Genomic DNA, 21,948 nt, shown 5'->3' with positions numbered 1-21,948 from the left:
GTCCAGGAAACGATTAATTAAGAATACCAGATTTTGTATTGTTATTATCAGTAGAGAATGTCCATTTGCTTACGGTTTCTCCATTGAAGTCGATTTCGAGAGTTTTAGACTGAGTCTGGGAACCTCCAGTTAGCAAGCCGACAACAGGGATAAAAGTCGAGGCATTGAACTGATTGTTATACATGAAATATCTCCATTGCTCGTTGCCATCGTCAAGAGTCGTTCTGGTGTCAGGCTCACCAAGTTGAGCAAGTAGCTCTGCCTTAGTTGTTTTGTTTTTAATTATTTTTGATTGTAGACTTTGTGCCGTTTCATTTTTGATTTTTTGGTTGCCGGATGTAGAACAGCCAGAAATTGAAAATATTGCAATAAAAAAGGATGTAACAATAAATTTATTCATTTTATCTTCCTTATTATATTTGTACAGGGTTAGCTTTTATGTGTAAAAACGGCTCTGTGTGCAAACTTCTTACGTAAATAAAATCTTAAAGAAATTGCTGACGCAAAATAGATAACGACAGTTAATATAAAATTTTGACTGATAGCGAATATAAGAAAAGCAATCGCTAACAGCACAATTCCTATTAGTAAAGCTAACCAGGCTGAAACGGCTCCATATCTAATAGTTGAATGACAGCCAGTGCAGACACGGACACCAAACGGACTCTCCTGAAAGCAGAACGGGCACTTAATTGTTTCGTTTTTCATAGCAACCCCAGAGTGGAAGATTTACTGCTGTTTGTAGGGATTCTCGATGACTGACTCGCTTTAGTAAAATTGCTTGTACCGATCGATAAAAGACTCACGATAGGTAATGGCTATCATAAATTGATTATCGATCTGTAATAACGATCAATTTATTTTTGACATATCCTAAATTTACTACTAAAAAAATAATATTGCTGTCAGGGGTAAGCTGTAAGCTGTTGTCTATAAATGAATTTTCCTTTCTTTATGTAGAAGTCGGGTTGCATAGAGTTTTGAAAATCCAGGGTGGGGTTTGTGAAGAATGCTCTTACCGTAGCTTCGGAGAAGCTCTATGAGCCGTTGTAAAAAGGGAAACCAGCTACTGAGCCTGAGATGTTTTTGCTGTTTGACGGCATTCTTTTGAAGAATCTTTTCTACGATTTCGTTCCGTTTGTCTTCTCTGAGCCGTAAGTCCAGTTCTGCAATTTTTCCACCGATACTTTCCCTTCTCTCTGCTGTCCTTAAAATCGTTGCAGGAGCAGGAGCAGGAGCAGGAGCAGGAGCAGGAGCAGGAGCAGGAGCAGGAGCAGGAGCAGGAGCAGGAGCAGGAGCAGGAGCAGGAGCAGGAGCAGGGATAGCCTCCTTGGTCGCTCGTATAGCTTCTAAGTGATCAGGGTTGTAGTTAAGTTGCTTTTGAAGATTTGCCCAGGAGTAACCCTTGCCTAACTGCGAAGCTTTGAAAGCTATATCGCGGTAGGAGAATGAGAACCCGTTCATTTTCCCGGTTGAAGCGACATTCGCCGTCCAGCCGACTTCTGCTTCTTCCATTCGTTTTGTGAAAGTTAGAAGGTCCGGCTTATCAGATAAACTTTTATCAAGTATCTGCTGCAGAGCTTCTCTTGGTGAAAGCACCCCGGTTCGTTCCGATAGCATTTTCTCATTACGGGACACTCTCTTCCGCTTCGGTTGTGCTTGCGAGGTGGGAGATGCCGTTTTGGTCACTGTCAGGCCATGAGCGACTTCGAGTTTACTGATGATCTGTGTGCTAATGAGGTTTTCGTTCCTACCCAAGTAGAGCTTCCCACCATTGAGATCTATGCGACTTGCGATAATGTGTATGTGCTGGCCATCGTCGTCATGTAAGACATAGCAACGGAGATGGGTATCACTGAATCCCATTCTCCTCATATAGTCATCTGCGATGCTGGACCATTGTTCAGCCGTTAGTGATTCACCATCGGGTAATCGAAGCGAGTTGTGCCAAACGGCCTTCTGAACATCTGGCCGAAGCTGTTTGGTACCATCAAATTCCGCAATCAGTTCAAAGGCTGAATCACTCAGCATATTGCCCCCGATTACGATTGGATCGCTTTTATGATGTTCTCCCGGTTTCAATGCGTATTGGACCACACCAGCAAAGTTCTTACCCCTGCGAATCTTCCGCATACCCTTCATTCGGGAGGCTCCAGATACTGTCACTTAAAAGATTAGTGCGAAGCTCTTCAAGTTGTCGCTTCACAGCGAAAAGCTCTGTATGAGTAAGGTGACTATCTTTGCTCTTACCATCTATGTGGGCCGCAATGCGATTTAGTTTTTGCGATATGTCGGTTAAAGCTATCCATGCTTTGGTATTAATCGCTGGAATAACAGGAGGTAACTTTTGAAGGGAAGCCATACGAAGCCACTCTCCCTTTTTATAAGAGCCTCGCTTAATATTCAGGAGGTGCAGTTCTTCAACATTCAAACGGACACTGACACAATAGCTTCTTACTGCTTCTGAAGGGAATTTCCTTTTATTAAAACTACCACGGCGGGAAGTTTTGGATAGATCTATATTATCTGTATAAATATTCTCTTTCATATAAACTCCATTTTATATGTTACTGATTGATAAGCATAATCCGTATGCTTAATATATCATTTATACAATTAATTAGTTGTTTGTCAATCAGCAACCTTGATTGTGTAGGTGTTCTTTTATTGTCTGACTGAAAGGAAGCAAGAAAAGCAAGAGCTTTATAGAACGGTGCAACCGCTTCTATAAATTAGCTCTTGCTTACTCATTATAAATCTAACAGAATTTTTATAATATCTTTTAATTTGTTCTTTTTAAATTCAGCTTTTCGCTTTTCAAATTCTTCATAATGCTTGAAAGAGAAGGAGGTCGCTGATAATATCTCTTCCTGTTTTAAAATTAATGTAATTCGTTCTTTGAGTATTTTATAATCTGTTGTGAAAGTGACGGTTAGCGTATCTTTATGACGAAAACCACTTATCCATGGAATGAACTCGATTTCCTGATCCGGCCCTTCAGTCTCACTTGGCTCGCCGGTTGTAATAACATTTCCGACATAAACTTTTCTATCTTGCATGGTTAACATCACGACAGCTTCATCTTTATTTTTGCTTATTGATGCATTTAGTAAGAATTTATCTAAAGGACTGTCATTTAAAATTCTTGACATTATGTATGGCTTTATATCGAAGGTTCGGTATTTTATAAATAAACGAATAAAGGAAAGTAGAGTCCATACTATAGGGAAAAATAAAGTGAAAATAGTTATTGAAAAAATAATGGATAACTCATCAAGTAATTTTTTATCTTGATTGATAGAGTTTATAAAATTTAGGTGGGTATGGATAAATTTTATGACATCAAAGCTTATTGTTGTATATGGTATGCTCAGAGAGCCAGAGGCATAAATAAAAAACACTACCCCAAGGATCATTGAATAAAGACCATATTGGGCACTTTTCAGGTATAAGAACTGCCCTTCATAGCGATGAAGTTTATATTTATATATGGGGTGGATGTGGACTAATAGAAAACCGCTGACTAAAATAGGTATCACTAAAAAAACAAACATGCCGCAATCCTTGTGCGATCATTGATTTTTACTGCGTTCTACAATGTTACTAGCTCGTATGTACAACTCTTTGAACTCAGGATTATTGATAACTTCATCAGCAGAAACTGTTATAGTCCCGCGACCGACCACTTTTAACGATGAATAGGTATTCTTTAGTTTCCTAACCATTTCTTCCTCATCTTTACCAGGAGCAAGCCCTAAAAAACGTAAAATACTTGTCATAGATCCTCCAAGCATATCGAGTGGTTATTAAATGACCTTAAATGTTTTATACACCATAAATCATCATCTGTCAAGTATTTGTTCGCAACTCATACATAAGGAGATTTATTATAAAAATTGAAGCTCTATATTTTTAAAAAAACTGTTGTTTGCTTAAATCAAATAACATTCATTGAATGAACGATAAGTCTAAAGTTTCGAACGTAAAGTGTAAAGCAATTAACGGTTCTATAATTAACATTTTTATAAATATAACAGTTCGGTTACTATTAACTTTGGCGGGGATTAGCAATCTATATTAGATAGAAAAAATTAAAATAATACCATATTTTATTTATTGTGATTTAAATGCAGGACAAGCACGAGCGAAGTCATTTGATCTGTTTTTTTAAATAAAATCACGTTGTTCCTTATTGCGTGTTATTGTTATGCAAACTGAAAATAATAAATGGACAATTAGTGGGGCAAACAACCAAATAATGTAATCAAGGGGGGAGTAGACCCAGATCAAAATTAATGATGATGTTAATATGCTTATCAAATAACCCAAAAATAAAAAAATCTCATATTCATTAAGTTATATAACAGAATCATAAATACCCTTAAGTTTGATTTTAGGTATTTTTTAATTATTCTTGCACTTGCTTTTTTACATTCTCAGGGTTTATCAATAAGGGATGTCTGGATATCATTGGGAATCCAAATACATCATCATTAGTCCAACCATTGGCTGAATATGATCTAAAATCCAAAGCGAACCCCTCATTGTCTATTTTTGAAACATAAAATATACAGTTTTTTAATTCTGGATCAGTGAATACAATTTTTTTTAGTTCTTCTATTTTATTCGTGTCCATGTTACAGCCTGTAGTTATAGAGCGAATTTGAGACTTTTTTATTTTAAATAGATGTATGGTATTACCATTGTCCAAATGTACTATTTTATCAGCTTGTTCCAAGGGTTTTATGATTCTCCACTCTTTTTCATAACACCATTTCTCACCTTTAACAAAAAAAGGAAAAATGACTCCTGATTCTATCTCTTCTTGTGTGACCATTGGCCTTTCATGAGAGTACGTTATTTTTGATATTTCAGTGTCATCAATAAAGTTACGATGGAATTCAATAATAAAACCTCTGTGTTCGTCTGTGTAATGGGACCACATTAATAAGTTACGTCTTGGATCTTCTTCACTAAAAATTGCTACTGATGGCATTGAACACATATCTTTAGAACTAGAAAGAGAAAGAATTCCATATTTATTAGAGAACTTTGAATATTCATTTTTATAGTGTCCGATTTTATTGAATCTTTTCCATGAAAAATCATGATCACTTGCTGTGAATTCATGATTTTGATAATCATACCCGGATTCTATCAGTTGAAGATTGTAAGGATCATGAGGAATTACTACAGGGTTAACTTCGAAGGGGTCATTCAAGTCTTTAGGGGGAGTAAATCTAATATATCCATCTTTTAAAATATCAATTCTATCTTGTGTAACGAATTTCAAAAAGGTGTATGGTGTTTCCATTATATAAACCATCTTTTATTGATTTTTAATAAAACTCATATAGCCATATGTTATCACTTTGAGTGCCTAATCTAAAGACTGGTGCATGAAAATCCGATATACCATTTTTTGTAGGAGAAGGTCCCCTGTCAAGTATGCCAGTTGTATCCTATAGTTCTTTTCTATGAATAAAATCATTAAAAATCATTGTATTGTTGTATTTATATAATACTGCTGCATCATTTGAGTATGTAATTCGATTTAATCTCAGGGTGAACTGGATCTCAGAATTTTGACATAATTAGTAACATTTCTCTAAAAAATATTGTATCCTTAATGCTATAAGAAAAATCCCTAAATGGAATAAGTTTCTTTCCGTTATTATTTCTTTTGGAAGGTAATGGCGATGTGGGAAAAGATATTACAAAAAAATCTTTATTCTGAATGGGTTATCCGAAACACCCTATACTGGATGACTCCTGTAAGTCCATGGAAACTTGAAGAAAACACATCCTCTTGGATTATCTTCTTTGAGATAAGTGGCCCTGAATGTGAGTTTGAATTCGGAAGGCTGTTAAACGATTTTAGCCTCCGCGAGAAACTTCATCATCAAACCGGTCAATTGCGTGATGCCATTGTCAGCAAGGTTCTCCGAAGCATAGATGACAGGCTTGCATAATGATACTGATGCCTTTCAACTTCGACAGGATGCCTGACGGCCGGGTATTCATCAGTAACCTCGCTGGCTTTCATCATTTTTTAGGAGAGCAGGAATTTCTCGATCTGGTAAACGGTCACATCAGTCAAGAACAGTCCTCATCGCTTGAAAGCAAACTTTTCATTTGCGGAGATGAATCTTCCTCCGTTACCCCTTATGCACTAAGTTCGGCTTTTGCCAAACGACTCATGAATGAACTGGCGATCAGGCCAATCTTCATGATTGTACCTACTCTTCGTTGTGATCATACTTGCAAATATTGCCAGGTCAGTAGGGCATCGGTCACCGCTGATGGTTATGACCTCAATCCTGAACTGATACCGCAAATTGTCAGCACCATAAAGAAACTAGGTACACCTCCCTACAAGATAGAAGTACAGGGCGGTGAACCACTTCTCAGGTTCGATCTTGTTCAGTCAATCTATCACGAGTGTGAGATTTCATTGGGTAGTGATGCTTTTGAAATGGTGATTGCTACAAGTCTGTCATTACTCGATGAAAGCATTCTCTCATGGGTTAAAGAGCGGAATATCACCTTCTCGGTCTCGCTCGATGGGAATGAAGCTGTCCATAACAAGAATCGCATCCTTACTGACTTTCAAGCTCATAACAAAGCAGTAACTGGTATTCGGAAAATCACAGAAGAACTTGGCGCAAACCGGGTAGCTACGGTTACCACAGTTACTAAGGAGCTGACTAAAGAGCCAGCTTCCATAGTAGATGCTCATTTGTCTCTGGGTCTTACAGACATGTTTATCAGGCCTGTTAGTCCTTATGGGTTTGCTCAGAAGCAGAGCTTCACTTTTTCAATGCCAGAGTATTTTGCTTTTTATAAAGAGTTGATGCAGGAAGTGTTGATTCAGAATGAAAAGGGAATACCTGTCATTGAGCACTCGGCTGCTATTCATCTCAAGCGAATTTTCAATCCAGGCTTCAGTGGTTATGCAGATCTAAAATCGCCAAGCGGAGTTGTGCTGAACTGCATCCTGTTCAATTATGACGGTAAAGTCTACGGTAGTGATGAAAGTCGTATGCTTCAGAAAGTAAACCCGGAAGCAGATTTCAGTGCAGGAGAGTTTGCCTCACTCTCATTCAGTAGCAACGAATACTACCGTTCCGCTCTCTCATCTTCATTTAACTTCGCCATGCCAGGTTGTGACACCTGTGCATACCAGCCTTTCTGTGGAGCAGATCCTTGCCAGAACATTAGTGTTCATGGCGAACCTGTTGGTGACAAGAGTCGTTCTACTTTCTGCCAGTATCACAAAGGCATGTTCCGCTTCCTTCTGAATGAAATCTCTCAGGATGGACCGATGGCAAAGATGCTTAAAGGGTGGGCTTATGTCTGAGGTGCTGAGAAACGACATTTTCAGATTTACGGCAGATCTGCCAGTTCAGCAAGGTTTCTATCGCTTGTGCAAATCTAAGCCCGAAAATCCTCAATTCTATCTGCCAAATTTACTGGTCAGTGAAACTCAACTTGATTCCAGACTTCCTGCATATTTTGCAGACTTCGTTGTGAGCACTGATCTTTTCAATTCCATAGAAGATGGTGATATAGGGATTGTTAACAATGGCAACATGATTAGGGTGATTTTGTCACGGAGAGCAAACCATAACACTGTTCTGGTAACTGAAAGGTGCAACAACCGTTGCCTTTTTTGTTCTCAGCCTCCTAAGACAGGAAACGATGACTGGCTTCTTAACCAGTCAGCACTTGCCATCGCCTCTTTCTCCCTGAATGGTGTAGTAGGAGTGAGTGGGGGAGAACCTCTACTGTATGGCGAAGATTTCTTGCAATTTCTGGACTTCATAATCGAAAACTCACCTGAGACAGCTTTACATGTTTTGACCAATGGACGAAAGTTTGCAGATGTCAGTTTTACTCAACAGATGAAAGAGCGAAGCGAAAAGCTCAAAATAACTTTCGGTATTCCGCTTTATTCTTCAAGGTCGTCAGTTCATGACTATCTGGTTGGAAGCGAAGGGGCATTTGATGAGACAGTTATGGGGCTTATCAATGCCGGTAACTCAGGGATCAACATTGAGTTAAGAATCATTCCGACACTGGCTAACTATATGGAACTGGACAAAATCATAGAGTTCGCTGGTCGCGTGTTTTCCAATATCAACCAGATTTCTCTTATGGGGTTAGAATCTATCGGCTGGGCACGTAAAAACTGGTCATCAATCTTCATTGAGCATGATAGCTATAGTGAGAAAATTCTCTCTGCCATAGGAACAGCACAAAGGTCAGGCATCACCCTAACAATCTTCAATTACCCATTGTGTCATCTTCCTGAAAGAGCTTGGGGATTTGCTACTCAGTCAATTTCTGACTGGAAAAATTACTACCCCAAAGAATGTGATGAATGTACTCAGAAGTCTTCCTGTGCTGGTTATTTCAGTTCATCAAAAGGCCGTTTTCATCAACCACCGAGACCAATTTTATGAAAAAATTTAATTTCGCTGCTCTGCTTCCGGGATTTTTAGCACTTAATAATTCTGTATGGGCAAGTGATTCCTCCACTGGTGCAAGTGATTTGCCCGGTATGACTCTTAATGAGCATGATTTAGTTATAGCTCCACTTAACACGGAAGTACCTTTCTACATTGCAGGGCATCGTAGTCATAGCTCCCATCGAAGCCATAGTTCTCATAGATCTTCGTCTGGTGGTGGGTACTATGGTGGAAGCACTCCTTATTATCCTAAAACATACAGTTCACCAAGCTCATCAGGCTCATCCACTTCAGGTACAAATTCGCCATCGTCTTCTTCATCTGTTCGTTCGCTTCGCTCTAATGACACCGATGCCTCTACGACCACAAACTCTGCTGGAATGAATGGAACTACTCGTGCAAGTAGTGGGCTGGCTTCTGATACTGAAAAGCGTAAGCGTTTGATCATGCGAGTGCAGTTCGCATTACTGGATAAAGGGTTTTATAACGGCAATATAGACGGAAGTATGGGGCCTGCGACACGAACTGCTATCAAAAATTACAGAGTTGCATATGGGCTTCCTACTCCAGTAAGAGAAACATTAGATGCTCAGTTATTGAACTCTTTGAATATACTGGCTCGTTAAAATATTTGGTAAAATAGAATGAAGATAAAACTCTCTATTTATAAAACAAAAAGGTTTAGCGATGATATTGATCAGGTTTTGAATTTGGAAAGGGTCAAAAGACCTGTTGAATTCGAGATGGAGGATGCACGAGCATATCTATATGTAAAGGAGTACATGGACCCAAAACCTCCTGAATGGACCACCTTTTTTATGGGCCAAAATCCTGGCATAGAACCTGATTTCTTCGGTATGAATAGTAGCACAGGAGCAGTATTAGTTATTGAGGCTAACAATTCCAGATATCTTATTCCCTTTGGAACCGGTCATCACTTAATCAATGATGGCAGCATTGTCAAAGGATTTGGGCTTAAAACAACTCTTAATAGTATAGAACATAAAAAAATTCGCAGTTTAGATAAAGGCAGTCACAACGAAACGAACCTGTTAACTCGCAGTCAGAGCAGTAAAGAAGTCGATATATATAACCTAAAAATAGATTCTGAGATGGATATTCTCACAACTCTCACAGGCACTTCGACAGAAGATATTTTAGGAAGTAAAATTACTGGCAAAGATGCTTTTGTGATCATGCCGGATATTGAATTGAAGGCTATTCCAGCACTGTTGACCAAAATAGACTCTATTTACTTATTACCTCTTCCTGAAGAATTCGAATGGGTTAACAATATCAAGGAGGCTGATGAACAAGAAGTTGAGATATTGGATTCGCTTTTGATTGATCGGATAAAGGAAAAAGACTTCAATGATTTATGGCTTGGAGAGCCAGAAATAGTAGACTGGGAAAATCAAATAGGCTATTGCTTTGATAAGAGACAAAGATTCATTCATGAAACCTTATCAATATACCATGTTTGTGATTATTTTGATGGTAAGAAAACTGAAGTAACTGTTGATGAACTCAAAAAAAATTACCTGCATGTTTTGAATGCCGATTTTGAATCGATAAAAAAATGGTCTTTATATAGGTGCCTCTATGCCGAGATAAAAGAAGGTGATCAGAACTATATTCTTCGAGACTCTATATGGTATGTTGCAGATAGGAATTTTGTATCGACTATTGATGATGAAATGAAAAAAATAATTCATTATGAGGAGTCGGATAAATTCCCTGTATATTCATATAAACGAGAGGAGGATTATAATAAAAAACTTTGCCAAGATGATAATTCCTTTACACACATGGATCAGAAATTCATTCATCATGGTGGGGGTAAAAGTAAGATTGAATTTTGTGATCTTATCAGAGGTCAATCAGATTTTATCCATGTAAAATATTATACTGGTTCGCAAAGTATGAGCCATCTTTTTTCACAAGGATTTATAGGTTCTGAACTTTTTATAAGTGACTCTGAATTTCGAGGCAAACTTAATGAGAAACTACCTGCTCATATAAAATTAGCCGATCATATAAATAGACCAGATGCTAAAAAATATAAACTAGTTTTCGCCATAGCTTCTAATAAAAATCTTCCCGAAGATTTACCTTTGTTTTCTAAAGTAAACTTGAAAAATTTCCACAAGAGTATTACCAATTTTGGGTATGAGGTCAGGATCTGCAAAATTGCTGTGGACCCAGATATTTATAAAAAGAAGCTATGTAAACCACAAAAGAACAAGCTTTAAATAAATTTTTCAATGCCAGAGACGTTTGCCAGTTCATGCAGAAAATCGCTTTTGTAAGTTACAGCCCATGTATCTTGGTTTAGAACAAAGTGGTGTCAAAAAAGGTTTATGTCTTGGTGGATAAGGGGCTGGGAGATTTAACCCCTTATAGAGTTGTTATGCCGCAATAGCTTTAAATTTTTGAGCAATGACATAATCACTCCACCACTGCATGAGAATCACTCGTTCTGCCAGATATTCTGGGCGGTTGTAAGCTGCAATTATTTCATCTTTCTTCGAGTGGGCAAGGGCCGCTTCTAAGACACCAGTCCTGAACTTACCAGATTCGTCTGTCGCCGTTCTCACAATAGATCTCATTCTGTTAACCATAAGTTCACCTCCTTAAACCGTTCGAATGATTACGGCTTATACTGCCTACTTATGCTAATATCTAAGAGAAGCCATTATGGTTGTGTAAGTATACTTCATGGTTTATTTCGGATATATAAAACCATACCTATGACTGGCTGTTTTCAGCAAGAGTCTTATCATCTAAAGAATTAATTTTCGAAATTCTTTTTAACTCATTAAGATAATCAACCTCGTTTTCCAAGAACCAATGAAGAACTTTAGAGTTACCCAGTAATTTATTAATATATGACTGGATTATCACGAATTTCAACATATCTGAACCATACTCGGTTTGAAGTTTTTTTGTTTCTTCCGAAGTTGTTGCCATTTCCTGTTCCAGACGAAGTATGGTTTTTTTTTATGTCCTTTTTATAGGGAGTGTTTTTCCCTTTATTTACTATCATTGATGCCGGTGTAGCATCCAAGATGCTCATTGCAAATTTTTTACTATAATTATCAAAATTAATCATTGTACCGACTGCTTCAATTTGACGAATTGGCTTCATTTTTCTCAATACATCAAATGTAGCCTTAGGTATCGGTTTATCAGAAAGTTTCGCAATTACACTTGGATCTATGCCGTTCATCACATTCGCTTTATCTTTTATGGCATCAACAGATATGCCCAAAGCAGCACTAAGTTTTTCAATTGATACTTTTGCCAGAGACTTAATTATCATTCTATGTTCTTCAACTACATTTATATGATTCACTTGTTTGTTAGGAGTGAAAGCATCATCTATGCTCGAAAGTATACATGGAGCTTTTTCTATACCTAAGTCTTTTAAAGCCTCAACCCTTAAATGGCCATCAAGTATCTTAGTGACATCTTTATCTTTGTCATAGAATACTATTATTGGTTCAATAATACCTAAGCTTTCGATAGAGGTAACTATTTGATGATATTTATGGCTTCGCTTTACGTTTTCTAATAATTCCTTAGATGGAATTAACTTATTTGTTTCCAGGTAAATAAAATTATCGCCAAAACGTATCTGAATCATTTTGATGCCTCTTTGTTTATTGGATTGAGGATTTGAGATGGCAGTTCTGATAGATTCTCTTGTTCAAGTATATTTTGAAAGCTTTTATTCATCATTATGATGTTAAAGATCTCATTTACTATCAGCAAATTAGTTTTAATAAATTTAGAGTTGTTATAAACAGATTTATGTTCAGCGATACTATTTTCATAAAGCTCAATTAACTCTTCAGCAGACATTCTTTTTGATGGTTTGTGATAATAAAACCCGGCTGCTTTTGCACCTTTATTCCCTATTGTTCGCTGATTTAGAATGTGTTTTATCTTTATAATGTCCCGGCTTTTTATTAATTTTTTATCATATGCTTCGGTAAGAATATCTTGTGCTTCTTCAGTTTCACATCTTGCAAATTGCACTGCGAGATACAGAGGTAAATTCCCCCGTTCGACTGCAGAGAGAAGTTTATGCTCTCCCTTATCAAGAAGCATATTTATACTGCTCACCCAGTTCGATGAATACCCAGTAATTTCACTTATTTCGGAGTCTGAAAGTCCTCTGTTTTTCATATCTTTTATTATCTGTAATAACTCATTGGAACGTGGTCTCCTCCTTGCAATGTTTTCAACCAAACTCATAACATAAGCATCTTCTTCTGATACATCTCTTATAATTGCTGGAATAATGGTTTCACCTAATGCAACGAGAGCCTCTATTCTCCCTTGGCCACAAATTAAAGCATATTTGAAGTCGTCTTCATCAATCGCTCTTACGCTTATAGGCTTGCTTAATCCTCTTTTTTTTATACTTTCCTTAATTTCTTCATGCACTACCTTATTTCTAGTTCGCGGGTTAAGAAATTTTATTTTGGCAATTTCAATTTGGATTATTGGGAATTCATTTGATTCAGGCAGCATATAGTTCCCTCACTTTCATGCGAGTAATAATTTGTAGAAGTTTATCCAGATTATCAAATCTATACAGATCTAATCGAATGTTGTTTGTTTCCGTCATACACATTTTACTATATTCGTTTTCAATCTTTGGTATGATATAAAAATCAAGTGGTGAAATATTTTGTGAATCCATTCGTATAACAATTGTTATGTCTGCTTTCTGTGAGTTATCAAACCGGACTTTCCATCTAAGTTTACCCGATTTCATAGGTGTGCATTTAGTAATAAGGACGGAAATTAAAAGCTCATCATTGATGTAAAGCATTGGTGCATATTTATATTCGTCTATATAGCAGTTGCTTTTTAAAATTTCCCCCTTAAAATCCTCAATTATTCCTGAGTAAAATGATCTTAGTGCTTCATTTATTTGGATATAGCTGTAATCATGTTCTGGCTTATAACCAATCAAAGTATATGCTCTTAAAAGACCACCAAATCGGGTTCTGTAAACAGAAGATGAAGGGCCTGTATCATCTTCATCAATGATAAAGCCAGATAGTTTTCCATTAGATTCTAATTTTTGTTTTAGCTTTTCTAAAAGCTCTTCATTAGTCAAATGTACGGATCGGAGCTGAATTATTTCTTGAGCTTTATTATATTTTTTCTTTGAAATAATGGGTTTATATGCCTTGTCGCATCTAACCCATTCATTTTTGGGGTTTTTTACAAGCCTACTTTTTAGTTTAGATGAGGTTTTGTTATATATGTTATTTCCAATATATTTTTCATTTGTCAAGATTTGATGTATTTTTGCACGAGTCCATAATGTTCCATTTTCTGCAGGTATATTCTGTTCATTTAGTCTCTCAGCAATAATGAATTCTGGCATGTTATCATCTATAAAGAGATCATAAATGCTATTTACAATTTTGATCTCATTTTTTGGTCCCGGAATTAATATCACCCTATCTGTTTGAATACTCTTTCTTTTGCGGAAGCCCAATATTTCTTTAGCTATGCCATTTTCATCTACTAAAAGACGTCTTAGCCCATAACCAGCCATTCCGCCTTGATGATAACCAAGCTTTATTAAATTTACTTGCCCTATAAATACCTTTTCTGATAAATTCCTGCTGTGATATGCAGCACTAGATCTTTTTATATTCAGTATAACAGAAGACTCTAAAGGGAAATCTTTAGTGGGAATAGGTTCAGAACAGTATATAAGATCTACACCGTTTCTCTCAAATAGAAAGGAATAATATGCAGCTTCATCACTATTTTGAAAACGACCAAAACGGCTCACATCATAAAATAATACAGCCTGTATATCTATTTTCTTTTGTTCTACATCACTAAGTAACTGCTGCAAAGAATGCCGGCCTATGATACTGACTCCGCTCTTACCTGCATCATCGTAGGTATAAGCGATTTCCATATTGTTCTTTTCAGCATAATCTTTGATATATTCGGGCTGATTATGTAAAGAATATTGCTGATGGTCGGTAGACATCCTCAAGTACTGTGCGACCCTAACTTTATGATTTTTATCATTTTCGCTAGCCATGCACGAAACCTCATGGATGATTCAATACAATGTAGAGGATAAAATTGATCAATTTTTAACCAAATTCAACTGTTTTATCATTGATTAGAGCGAATTTAGTAAATCTTCGAGGTGTATGATAATCGAGAAGAGATGTGAATTATTTAGCTGATATGACCGACAGCTTTCGTTATGTGGCCTCAAGGTACCCATTCGTAAATGGCTATGCTTAGTCCACATAGGTTAATAGTTTGATTATTAATTCTTTAACCAAATCAAGATAGTTAACCCATCATGGAAGAGTTATGCGGCAATAATTTTGTATTTTTGAGACGAAACAAAGTCACTCCACCACTGCATGAGAACCACCCGTTCTGTGAGATACTCTGCACGATTGTAGGCTGCAATTATTTCATCTTTCTTCGAGTGGGCAAGGGCGGCTTCTAAGACATCTGTTCTGAACTTTCCAGACTCCTCTGCGGCCGTTCTTGCTATAGAACGCATTCCGTGGGCTACCAGTTCACCACCGAATCCCATTCGGATGATTGCAGCATTCGCTGTTTGTTCATGCATATGATTGAGTGGAGCTTTGATACTTGGGAAAACCCACTCTCTGTGCCCACTGATGGCTTTCATTGAATCCAAGACTCGCAAAGCTTCTTTGCTTAGTGGAACTTTGTGAGGCTTCTTCATTTTCATAAACTCAGCCGGGATGTTCCATATCGAGTTGTCAGTATCTATATCGGCCCATCTCGCACGAACGGCTTCCCCTGGACGAACCCAGGTCAGCAATTGCCATTCAATCAGCAATCTTGTCTCCATACGAACTGAGGCATTGTTTAACACCATTAGGAAGCGGGGTAACTCGGAAGGGGGTAATGCTGGCATATTCTGTTTTTTAGGCTTACTGAACCGTTGCCCAAGGTTGTCAGCCGGATTAAACTCGATAAGTTCTTCAGTCGCGGCCCAGCGAAAAATCTCATTTAATCGGGAAATGATTCGCCGTAAGGTTTCGAGGACTCCTCGTTGCTCAATAGGGTCGAGATGTTGCTTTAAGAGTTTGGGTCGAATCTCATTGATAGGAACCTTACCCAAGCCGGGAAATATATTTCTCTCCAGGCTTCGCCAGATGTCTTCTGCATGGTCTTGTGAGATACCAGAGGTCTTAACCTTCTCATCCAACCATTTCCTTGCCACGGCTTGGAGAGTGTGTTCAGTAGCATTCTTTAAGGCATTAGCTTTATCGTTGTTATGAACTTGGGGATCAATGCCATTAGCAAGCAAGGAAAGGTATTCATCTCGTAAGGCTCTGGCTCTTGCCAGTGTAAGGTGAGGATAGGTCCCAAGGCTCATTTTGGTTCTTTTTTTACTCACTGGCACTGCATACCTGAAATACCAATTCTTCTTTCCTCCTTTCGAAAGGGGAGCGATTCGTAGTATCAAACCATCTCCGTCAAACAAGTTGATTTCTTTGTCGGCTGGCTTGGTGCTTTTGATTTCAGTGTCAGTGAGCTTCTTAGCGATTTTTGCCATTTTGGGACCCTCGGTTTTTGGACCCTTCTCAGTGGGTCCCATTCAGGGTGCCATATGTGATAGTTCTCAGCAATTCTCACTGGACGACAATAGACGTAAAAAAGCCCGCAGAGCTTGTGCTGTGCGGGCTTAGTGGACTTTACTGAACTTCAGTACATCAATATTTGGTGGAGCTGGCGGGAGTTGAACCCGCGTCCGAAATTTCTACATCCTCGGTACTACATGCTTAGTTTGTCTTTACATTCGCACGCCAGCTGCGGACAGACACGCCACTAACGAACTAGCCTGATTAGTTTTAACGCTTCAACCCCAGGCAGGGTTTCCACGCGATCTCTTTTGGGTTTGACCTCTCTTTGATCCCCGTCTTAAGAGCGGAAGCTAGGGAGAGAGGGCTCTTAGCAGGTTATTAAGCTGCTAAAGCGTAGTTTTCGTCGTTTGCGACTATTTTTTTGCGGCTTTTAACGAGGCAAACCGCCCCTCGGCATGCACCTTGGGTTTCGCAAATCCCGTCGAATCCAGAATCAGCCCCAATAGTGTTGAACTCAGTATACCAGATTTTACTTCCTCGACACCAGCCCGAAACGCTAACTTATTGAATAGTACAATAAGCGCGCAGAATCAACGTCCTGCGTTTTTCATGATACGTGCTTTGTCGAGCTGCCACTCGCGTGCTTTCAGGTCAGTACGCTTGTCGTGTTGTTTCTTACCTTTCGCCACGCCGATTTTCACTTTGCACCAGGCGTTTTTCCAGTACAAAGAGAGTGCCACCACTGTGAAGCCTTCACGGTTGATGCGTCCGTAGAGGGATTCCAGTTCGCGCTTGTTCAGCAGCAGCTTACGGGTGCGGGTAGGATCGCAAACGTAATGTGAAGAGGCGACGGTCAGCGGCGTAAAGTTCGCGCCGAACAGGAAGGCCTCACCGTCTTTCAGGATCACGTAGCTGTCGCCGATATTGGCTTTCCCGGCACGCAGCGATTTTACTTCCCAGCCCTGCAACGCAAGGCCGGCCTCGAATTCTTCTTCGATGAAATACTCGTGGCGAGCACGCTTGTTAAGCGCAATGGTCGCCGAACCAGGTTTATGTGCTTTTTTCTTCGTCATAAGTGTCGTAAAGCCGTCGGTAATCTGATTTTAAAAAGTCACCTCATTGCGTCCTGTGAGGTCTAACGCGCTATATTAGCACGAGATAAGGCTTAGCGTTTTTTTAACAGGTGATAAATGTTATTATTTGTCTGTTGTGTGACCATGGAAAATGCTATGCCTCAGATTAGCCGTACTGCGCTTGTTCCCTACAGCGCGGAACAAATGTATCAGTTAGTGAACGACGTTCAGTCCTATCCGGAATTTATTCCAGGATGCACCGGTAGCCGGGTGCTGGAATCTGGCCCGACGCAGATGACTGCGGCCGTGGATGTCTCCAAAGCGGGGATCAGCAAAACGTTCACCACGCGCAATACCCTGACGAGCAATCAGAGTATATTGATGCATCTGGTGGATGGTCCGTTTAAAAAACTGATGGGAGGGTGGAAGTTTACGCCACTGAGCGCTGACGCCTGCCGCATTGAGTTTCATCTGGATTTTGAATTTACCAATAAGCTGATCGAACTGGCGTTTGGCCGAATCTTTAAAGAGCTGGCCTCGAATATGGTTCAGGCGTTCACCACGCGCGCCAAAGAGGTTTACAGTGTCGCATAAGATTGCTGTTGAGGTGGTGTATGCGCTGCCGGAGAAGCAGTATTTGCAGCGCGTGACGCTTGAAGAGGGCGCCACCGTTGAGGCGGCTATCCGGGCCTCCGGCATCCTTGAACTTCGCCGTGATATTGACCTGGCGAAGAATAAAGTCGGCATTTATAGCCGTCCGGTTAAGCTCGGTGATGTGCTGAAAGAGGGCGACAGGGTTGAAATCTATCGTCCGTTGATTGCCGACCCGAAAGAGTTGCGCCGTCAGCGAGCAGAGAAATCCGGTAAGTAGCCAAATAAATGTACACAAAAAAGGTGCTCATTGAGCACCTTTTTGCGTTGCTGACGCCTGATTATTTGGTCAGGGCAGGCTTGTTGTCGATGTTGGTCAGCACGCCGGCACTGCTGAAGGTCAGCGTCAGGGTTTGCTGGGTTACATCTTCATGACCAGGCTGCTGGCGGAATACATAGAACCAGGTGTTTGTGCCGAAGGGATCGGACATCATCGGGGTTCCCAGGGCATAAGCGACCTGCTGTTGTGTCATACCCACGCGGATTTTGGACACATCGTTAGGGGTAAGGTAGTTCCCCTGGTTGATGTCAGGACGGTAAACCACTTTCTCCAGAGTGGAACAGCCTGCGGTCAACATCAGAAGAACCGCTGCGGCAGCGGTCAGCGTTTTACAGCGCATAGTGATTTGATTCCTTTTCGGGCCCGAGCAGTACGCGGCTCATATGTAATATGCCGATGATAATAGACCTTGCCCCACTTTGAAACCGGTCTGGCGGCGTTTTTGTTGTTCTGTATGACCCTGAGATCCCGAAAAAGTTTATGCCGCCAGCAGTTCTTTCGCATTCGCGAGGGTATTGCGAGTGACTTCACTGCCGCCGAGCAAGCGTGCCAGCTCCTGCAAGCGTGAGCGTTTATCCAGCGGCTTCATGTGCGTTTCCGTCATTTCACCATCGGTTTCCTTGCTGACGATAAAGTGGTGATGACCACATCCGGCGACCTGCGGCAGGTGAGTCACACACATGACTTGCGTCGATTCACCCAACTGACGCAGCAGTTTGCCGACAACGGCCGCAGTCGGGCCGCTGATACCCACATCCACTTCATCGAAAATCAACGCCGGGGTTTCCATTTTACGGGCGGTAATCACCTGAATGGCCAGGGCGATACGCGACAGTTCACCACCGGAAGCCACTTTCGAAATTGCCTGCAAAGGCTGGCCCGGGTTGGTGGTGACGCGGAATTCTACGCGGTCTGCGCCTTCCGCCGTCAGGTGGTTCTCTTCAAAGCGAACATCTATGGTGAACACCCCATGCGGCATCGCCAGCGTATGCATGCTGTCGGTAATGTGCTGGCTAAGCTCCTGCGCATAGTGTTGCCGCACGTCGTGCAGCCGTTTCGCCGTTTCCAGCGCCTGCTGATGATGCAGATTAACCGCCAGAGACAAGGTTTCAAGGGAATCGGCCTGATCGTCCAACTGCTGCTGTTCCTCCAGCAGAGACTGATAGTAATTCGGCAGCTCTTCCGGGGTAACGTGATGCTTACGCGCCAGTGAAATCTGACGGGAGATGCGTTGCTCAAGCTCGAACAGGCGGTTCGGATCGAGATCCAGACGTTCACAGTAGTGGCGCAGCTCATCCCCGGCTTCTGAAATCTGAATCGCGGCCTCTTCCAGCATTTCCAGTACGCCAGAAAGCTTATTGTCCATGCCGGTCAGCTCGGTCACAAGCTGACGCACGTTGTACAGCTGGCTCTGCAAATTCACGTCTTCGCCATCCGCCAGCATGTTAAGGGCATTCTGGCTGGTGGAGAGCAGCTGACCGCTGTTGGCCAGACGCTTGTACTCTTCGTCGATTTGCTCAAATTCACCCGCCTGCGGGTTAAATTCGTTCAGCTCTTTCAGTTGATATTCCAGCAGCTCGGCGCGCGCGGTACGCTCCTGGCTTTGCTGCTGATGCTGCGCAAGTTCGCGGCAGCTTTGATGCCACTGACGATAGTGCTCCGCCATGAGTTGAGTAAGCGCGTACTCACCTGCGTAGCCATCAAGCAGGGCTTTTTGTTGTTCGGGTTTGATTAACTGCTGGTGCGCATGCTGACCATGGATCTGGATGAGCAGCTGGCCCAGCTCGCGAAGCTGGGAGAGGGGAACCGCTGTACCATTGATAAAACCACGGGAGCGGCCATCGCTGCTGATGACGCGGCGAAGTAAACACTCACGTCCGTCTTCGAGCTGGTTTGCTTCCAGCCAGCGCAGGGCGGCAGGTGTGTCTTTTAACGAGAAGCGGGCGCAGAGATCGGCACGGGCGGCGCCTGTGCGCACCATATCCCCCTCTGCACGACCACCGAGGCACAAGCCGAGGGCATCAATGGCAATGGATTTACCTGCACCGGTTTCACCGGTAATCGCCGTCATTCCGCTATGGAAGTCGATCTCAAGCTCACGAACAATGGCAAAGTTGCTGATGGTCAGTTGTGCCAGCATAATTGTTTTCCTGTATGAAAAACCATAACTGTGTTTGTATACAGTATAAACTGGTTTTATATACAGTAAAGTGCTGGATGCAAAATCAGAACAATTTTTTTGACCAGCCGAGCTTGGAGCTTAATGTGTTGAAATAGCTGTAATCTTTTGGGTGAATGAGGTTCAGGTGGTAATCGCAGCGGCGAATGAGGACATCTTCACCTTCCTGAATGGGGAGCGCAATCTGACTGTCGCAGCTGATCTCCAGATCGCTGCGGCGATGAGAAAAACGCAGGCGGATGGTGCTGTCGCCGTTGATCACCAGCGGACGCGCCGAGAGCGTATGCGGGAACATCGGCACCAGGGTAATGGCATCCAGCGATGGCGTAAGGATTGGACCTCCGGCTGAAAGCGAGTAGGCGGTGGACCCCGTCGGGGTTGAAATAATCAGCCCGTCAGACCGCTGCGAGAAAGCGAAGATTTCGTCGATATAGACTTCGAATTCGATCATGTGCGCCACTTTACCGGGGTGGAGAACCACCTCGTTAATGGCGGTGCTGATGCGCTTCTGGCAGTCCTGCTGACACACCTGGGCTTCCAGCAAAAACCGTTTTTCACTGATATAGTGGCCTTCCAGCACGTCCGCCAGCTGCTGCTGCGCATTGTCCGGGTCGAGGTCGGTAAGGAAACCGAGATTGCCACGGTTAACACCAATAACCTTAATATCATAGCGAGCCAGCGTTCGCGCCGCGCCCAGCATATTGCCGTCGCCACCGACCACCACGGCGAGATCCGCCTGCTGGCCAATTTCCGCCAGCGTGCCGGTTCTGACGCTTTTAAGCTGCAACTCCTGGGCAATCTGCTGCTCGACCATCACTTCATAGCCTTTACCACACAGCCAGCGATACAACATTTCATGTGTCGTCAATGCGGTAGGGTGACGCGGATGGCCGACGATCCCAATACACCTGAAATGATTATTCATTTTCTGGAGGTCCTTGTGCCTGATGAATGATGACAATCTGCCTTGTTCCCTTGAATCCAGGAAACTGATCCCCATAATAAGCGAAGTTAGCGAGATGAATGCAGAAAAACGCGGAGAAATTCATGAGTAGTAAAGAACAGAAAACGCCTGAGGGGCAAGCCCCTGAAGAAATTATCACGGAACAGCACGATGAAGTTGAGGCAGTAGAGCCAGACACGTCTGCTGAGCAGGTGGACCCGCGCGATGAAAAAATTGCCAACCTGGAAGCTCAGTTGGTAGAAGCGCAGAATCGCGAACGCGATGGCGTACTGCGTATCAAAGCGGAAATGGAAAACCTGCGCCGTCGTACCGAGCTGGACGTTGAAAAGGCGCACAAATTTGCGCTGGAGAAATTCGTCAACGAACTGCTTCCGGTGATCGACAGCCTGGATCGCGCGCTGGAAGTGGCGGATAAAGCTAACCCGGATAACGCGGCGATGATTGAAGGCATTGAGCTGACGCTGAAATCCATGCTGGATGTGGTGCGTAAGTTCGGTGTTGAAGTGATTGCCGATACGGATGTACCGCTGGATCCAAACGTTCACCAGGCCATTGCGATGGTGGAATCCGAAGACGTTGCCGCGGGTAACGTGCTGGGCGTGATGCAGAAAGGGTATACCCTGAACGGTCGTACTATTCGCGCTGCGATGGTGACCGTGGCGAAAGCGAAAGCGTAATTTGCCGACCCGTAGTGCCGGGTGGCGG

At 41.7% G+C, this 21,948-nt stretch carries 21 protein-coding genes, 1 other RNA gene and 2 pseudogenes; 8 read left to right on the top strand and 16 right to left on the bottom strand.

The genetic code is table 11. The features are described 5' to 3' along the window. Window positions 1–13 precede the first annotated feature (13 nt). The 6 genes from BFV63_RS16730 to BFV63_RS22780 all read right to left on the bottom strand — a co-directional run bounded on the left by BFV63_RS16730 (window position 14) and on the right by BFV63_RS22780 (window position 5,314). Window positions 14–400 (bottom strand): SEN1984 family lipoprotein, encoded by a 387-nt coding sequence (locus BFV63_RS16730; protein ID WP_032619194.1) that lies wholly within the window; start codon window positions 398–400, stop codon window positions 14–16. Window positions 401–930: 530 nt separating this feature from the next. Next, the gene (locus tag BFV63_RS16725) at window positions 931–2,142 is read right to left on the bottom strand and encodes a relaxase/mobilization nuclease domain-containing protein (RefSeq protein WP_069597575.1); all 1,212 of its coding nucleotides are present in this window, start codon (window positions 2,140–2,142) and stop codon (window positions 931–933) included. Beyond that, window positions 2,111–2,548, bottom strand: coding sequence for a hypothetical protein (locus tag BFV63_RS16720; protein WP_048241951.1), 438 nt, complete (start codon window positions 2,546–2,548; stop codon window positions 2,111–2,113). The genes BFV63_RS16725 and BFV63_RS16720 overlap by 32 nt, the downstream gene beginning before the upstream one ends. Before the next feature lie 202 nt (window positions 2,549–2,750). After that, window positions 2,751–3,554, bottom strand: coding sequence for a hypothetical protein (locus BFV63_RS16715; protein ID WP_023323126.1), 804 nt, complete (start codon window positions 3,552–3,554; stop codon window positions 2,751–2,753). A gap of 18 nt (window positions 3,555–3,572) precedes the next feature. Next, the gene (locus BFV63_RS23145; RefSeq protein ID WP_023323125.1) at window positions 3,573–3,779 is read right to left on the bottom strand and encodes a hypothetical protein; all 207 of its coding nucleotides are present in this window, start codon (window positions 3,777–3,779) and stop codon (window positions 3,573–3,575) included. 629 nt (window positions 3,780–4,408) lie between these two features. Beyond that, a complete protein-coding gene (locus BFV63_RS22780) occupies window positions 4,409–5,314 on the bottom strand; it encodes a DUF2971 domain-containing protein (RefSeq protein WP_023323124.1) in 906 nt (301 codons plus the stop codon). A 385-nt stretch (window positions 5,315–5,699) separates the two neighbouring features. On the opposite strand from BFV63_RS22780, the gene hxsD reads away from it, so the two are divergent. The 5 genes from hxsD to BFV63_RS16690 are packed head-to-tail and all read left to right on the top strand — an operon-like array spanning window position 5,700 to window position 10,723. After that, entirely contained in the window at window positions 5,700–5,972 is a 273-nt protein-coding gene (hxsD, locus tag BFV63_RS16705; RefSeq protein WP_024191988.1) for a His-Xaa-Ser system protein HxsD, read from the top strand. After that, window positions 5,972–7,360 carry a His-Xaa-Ser system radical SAM maturase HxsB gene (gene hxsB / locus BFV63_RS16700; RefSeq protein ID WP_023323123.1) on the top strand — a complete coding sequence of 463 codons (1,389 nt, stop codon included), beginning with the start codon at window positions 5,972–5,974 and terminating at the stop codon, window positions 7,358–7,360. Before hxsD ends, hxsB begins: the two co-directional genes overlap by 1 nt. Then, on the top strand, window positions 7,353–8,465 hold the full coding sequence (gene hxsC / locus BFV63_RS16695; protein ID WP_023323122.1) for a His-Xaa-Ser system radical SAM maturase HxsC: 1,113 nt from the start codon (window positions 7,353–7,355) through the stop codon (window positions 8,463–8,465). Before hxsB ends, hxsC begins: the two co-directional genes overlap by 8 nt. Continuing rightward, window positions 8,462–9,097: a His-Xaa-Ser repeat protein HxsA gene (gene hxsA / locus BFV63_RS22775; RefSeq protein ID WP_001624497.1), complete on the top strand. Its 636-nt coding sequence runs from the start codon at window positions 8,462–8,464 to the stop codon at window positions 9,095–9,097. Before hxsC ends, hxsA begins: the two co-directional genes overlap by 4 nt. An 18-nt stretch (window positions 9,098–9,115) precedes the next feature. Next, entirely contained in the window at window positions 9,116–10,723 is a 1,608-nt protein-coding gene (locus BFV63_RS16690) for a TIGR04141 family sporadically distributed protein (RefSeq protein WP_000694699.1), read from the top strand. A 156-nt stretch (window positions 10,724–10,879) separates the two neighbouring features. Here the strand turns inward: BFV63_RS16690 and BFV63_RS16685 are convergent. The 7 genes and pseudogenes from BFV63_RS16685 to smpB form a co-directional block, all read right to left on the bottom strand. After that, window positions 10,880–11,104 (bottom strand): annotated as a pseudogene (locus BFV63_RS16685) (integrase); the annotation flags it as partial. A 115-nt stretch (window positions 11,105–11,219) separates the two neighbouring features. Then, a pseudogene (locus BFV63_RS16680) lies at window positions 11,220–12,117 on the bottom strand (ParB/RepB/Spo0J family partition protein). Beyond that, entirely contained in the window at window positions 12,114–13,010 is an 897-nt protein-coding gene (locus BFV63_RS16675; protein ID WP_023323119.1) for a ParB/RepB/Spo0J family partition protein, read from the bottom strand. The pseudogene BFV63_RS16680 and the gene BFV63_RS16675 overlap by 4 nt, the downstream one beginning before the upstream one ends. Further along, window positions 13,000–14,556: a recombinase family protein gene (locus tag BFV63_RS16670; protein ID WP_069597574.1), complete on the bottom strand. Its 1,557-nt coding sequence runs from the start codon at window positions 14,554–14,556 to the stop codon at window positions 13,000–13,002. The genes BFV63_RS16675 and BFV63_RS16670 overlap by 11 nt, the downstream gene beginning before the upstream one ends. 282 nt (window positions 14,557–14,838) lie before the next feature. Further along, the gene (locus tag BFV63_RS16665; protein ID WP_168697770.1) at window positions 14,839–16,068 is read right to left on the bottom strand and encodes an integrase domain-containing protein; all 1,230 of its coding nucleotides are present in this window, start codon (window positions 16,066–16,068) and stop codon (window positions 14,839–14,841) included. A gap of 165 nt (window positions 16,069–16,233) precedes the next feature. Beyond that, window positions 16,234–16,597, bottom strand: a transfer-messenger RNA (tmRNA) gene (gene ssrA, locus BFV63_RS16660). 89 nt (window positions 16,598–16,686) lie between these two features. Further along, window positions 16,687–17,169 (bottom strand): SsrA-binding protein SmpB, encoded by a 483-nt coding sequence (gene smpB, locus BFV63_RS16655; RefSeq protein WP_003863115.1) that lies wholly within the window; start codon window positions 17,167–17,169, stop codon window positions 16,687–16,689. Between the two features lie 156 nt (window positions 17,170–17,325). Between smpB and BFV63_RS16650 the strand changes: the two genes are divergently transcribed. Together BFV63_RS16650 and BFV63_RS16645 are read left to right on the top strand one after the other, a co-directional pair. Continuing rightward, window positions 17,326–17,763 carry a type II toxin-antitoxin system RatA family toxin gene (locus tag BFV63_RS16650; protein WP_003863117.1) on the top strand — a complete coding sequence of 146 codons (438 nt, stop codon included), beginning with the start codon at window positions 17,326–17,328 and terminating at the stop codon, window positions 17,761–17,763. After that, window positions 17,753–18,040 (top strand): RnfH family protein, encoded by a 288-nt coding sequence (locus BFV63_RS16645; protein ID WP_003863119.1) that lies wholly within the window; start codon window positions 17,753–17,755, stop codon window positions 18,038–18,040. The genes BFV63_RS16650 and BFV63_RS16645 overlap by 11 nt, the downstream gene beginning before the upstream one ends. A gap of 61 nt (window positions 18,041–18,101) precedes the next feature. Here the strand turns inward: BFV63_RS16645 and bamE are convergent, their stop codons facing one another. The 3 genes from bamE to nadK form a co-directional block, all read right to left on the bottom strand. Beyond that, the gene (gene bamE, locus BFV63_RS16640; RefSeq protein WP_003863121.1) at window positions 18,102–18,440 is read right to left on the bottom strand and encodes an outer membrane protein assembly factor BamE; all 339 of its coding nucleotides are present in this window, start codon (window positions 18,438–18,440) and stop codon (window positions 18,102–18,104) included. A 138-nt stretch (window positions 18,441–18,578) separates the two neighbouring features. Beyond that, window positions 18,579–20,240, bottom strand: coding sequence for a DNA repair protein RecN (gene recN / locus BFV63_RS16635; protein WP_045337470.1), 1,662 nt, complete (start codon window positions 20,238–20,240; stop codon window positions 18,579–18,581). 85 nt (window positions 20,241–20,325) lie between these two features. Then, entirely contained in the window at window positions 20,326–21,204 is an 879-nt protein-coding gene (gene nadK, locus BFV63_RS16630; RefSeq protein WP_003863124.1) for an NAD(+) kinase, read from the bottom strand. Between the two features lie 122 nt (window positions 21,205–21,326). On the opposite strand from nadK, the gene grpE reads away from it, so the two are divergent. After that, window positions 21,327–21,920 carry a nucleotide exchange factor GrpE gene (gene grpE / locus BFV63_RS16620; RefSeq protein WP_003863126.1) on the top strand — a complete coding sequence of 198 codons (594 nt, stop codon included), beginning with the start codon at window positions 21,327–21,329 and terminating at the stop codon, window positions 21,918–21,920. The last annotated feature ends 28 nt before the right edge of the window (window positions 21,921–21,948 follow it).

It is taken from the genome of Enterobacter hormaechei subsp. xiangfangensis (assembly GCF_001729785.1).
Taxonomy (GTDB): domain Bacteria; phylum Pseudomonadota; class Gammaproteobacteria; order Enterobacterales; family Enterobacteriaceae; genus Enterobacter; species Enterobacter hormaechei_C.
This window is presented reverse-complemented; position numbering and strand designations above follow the sequence as displayed.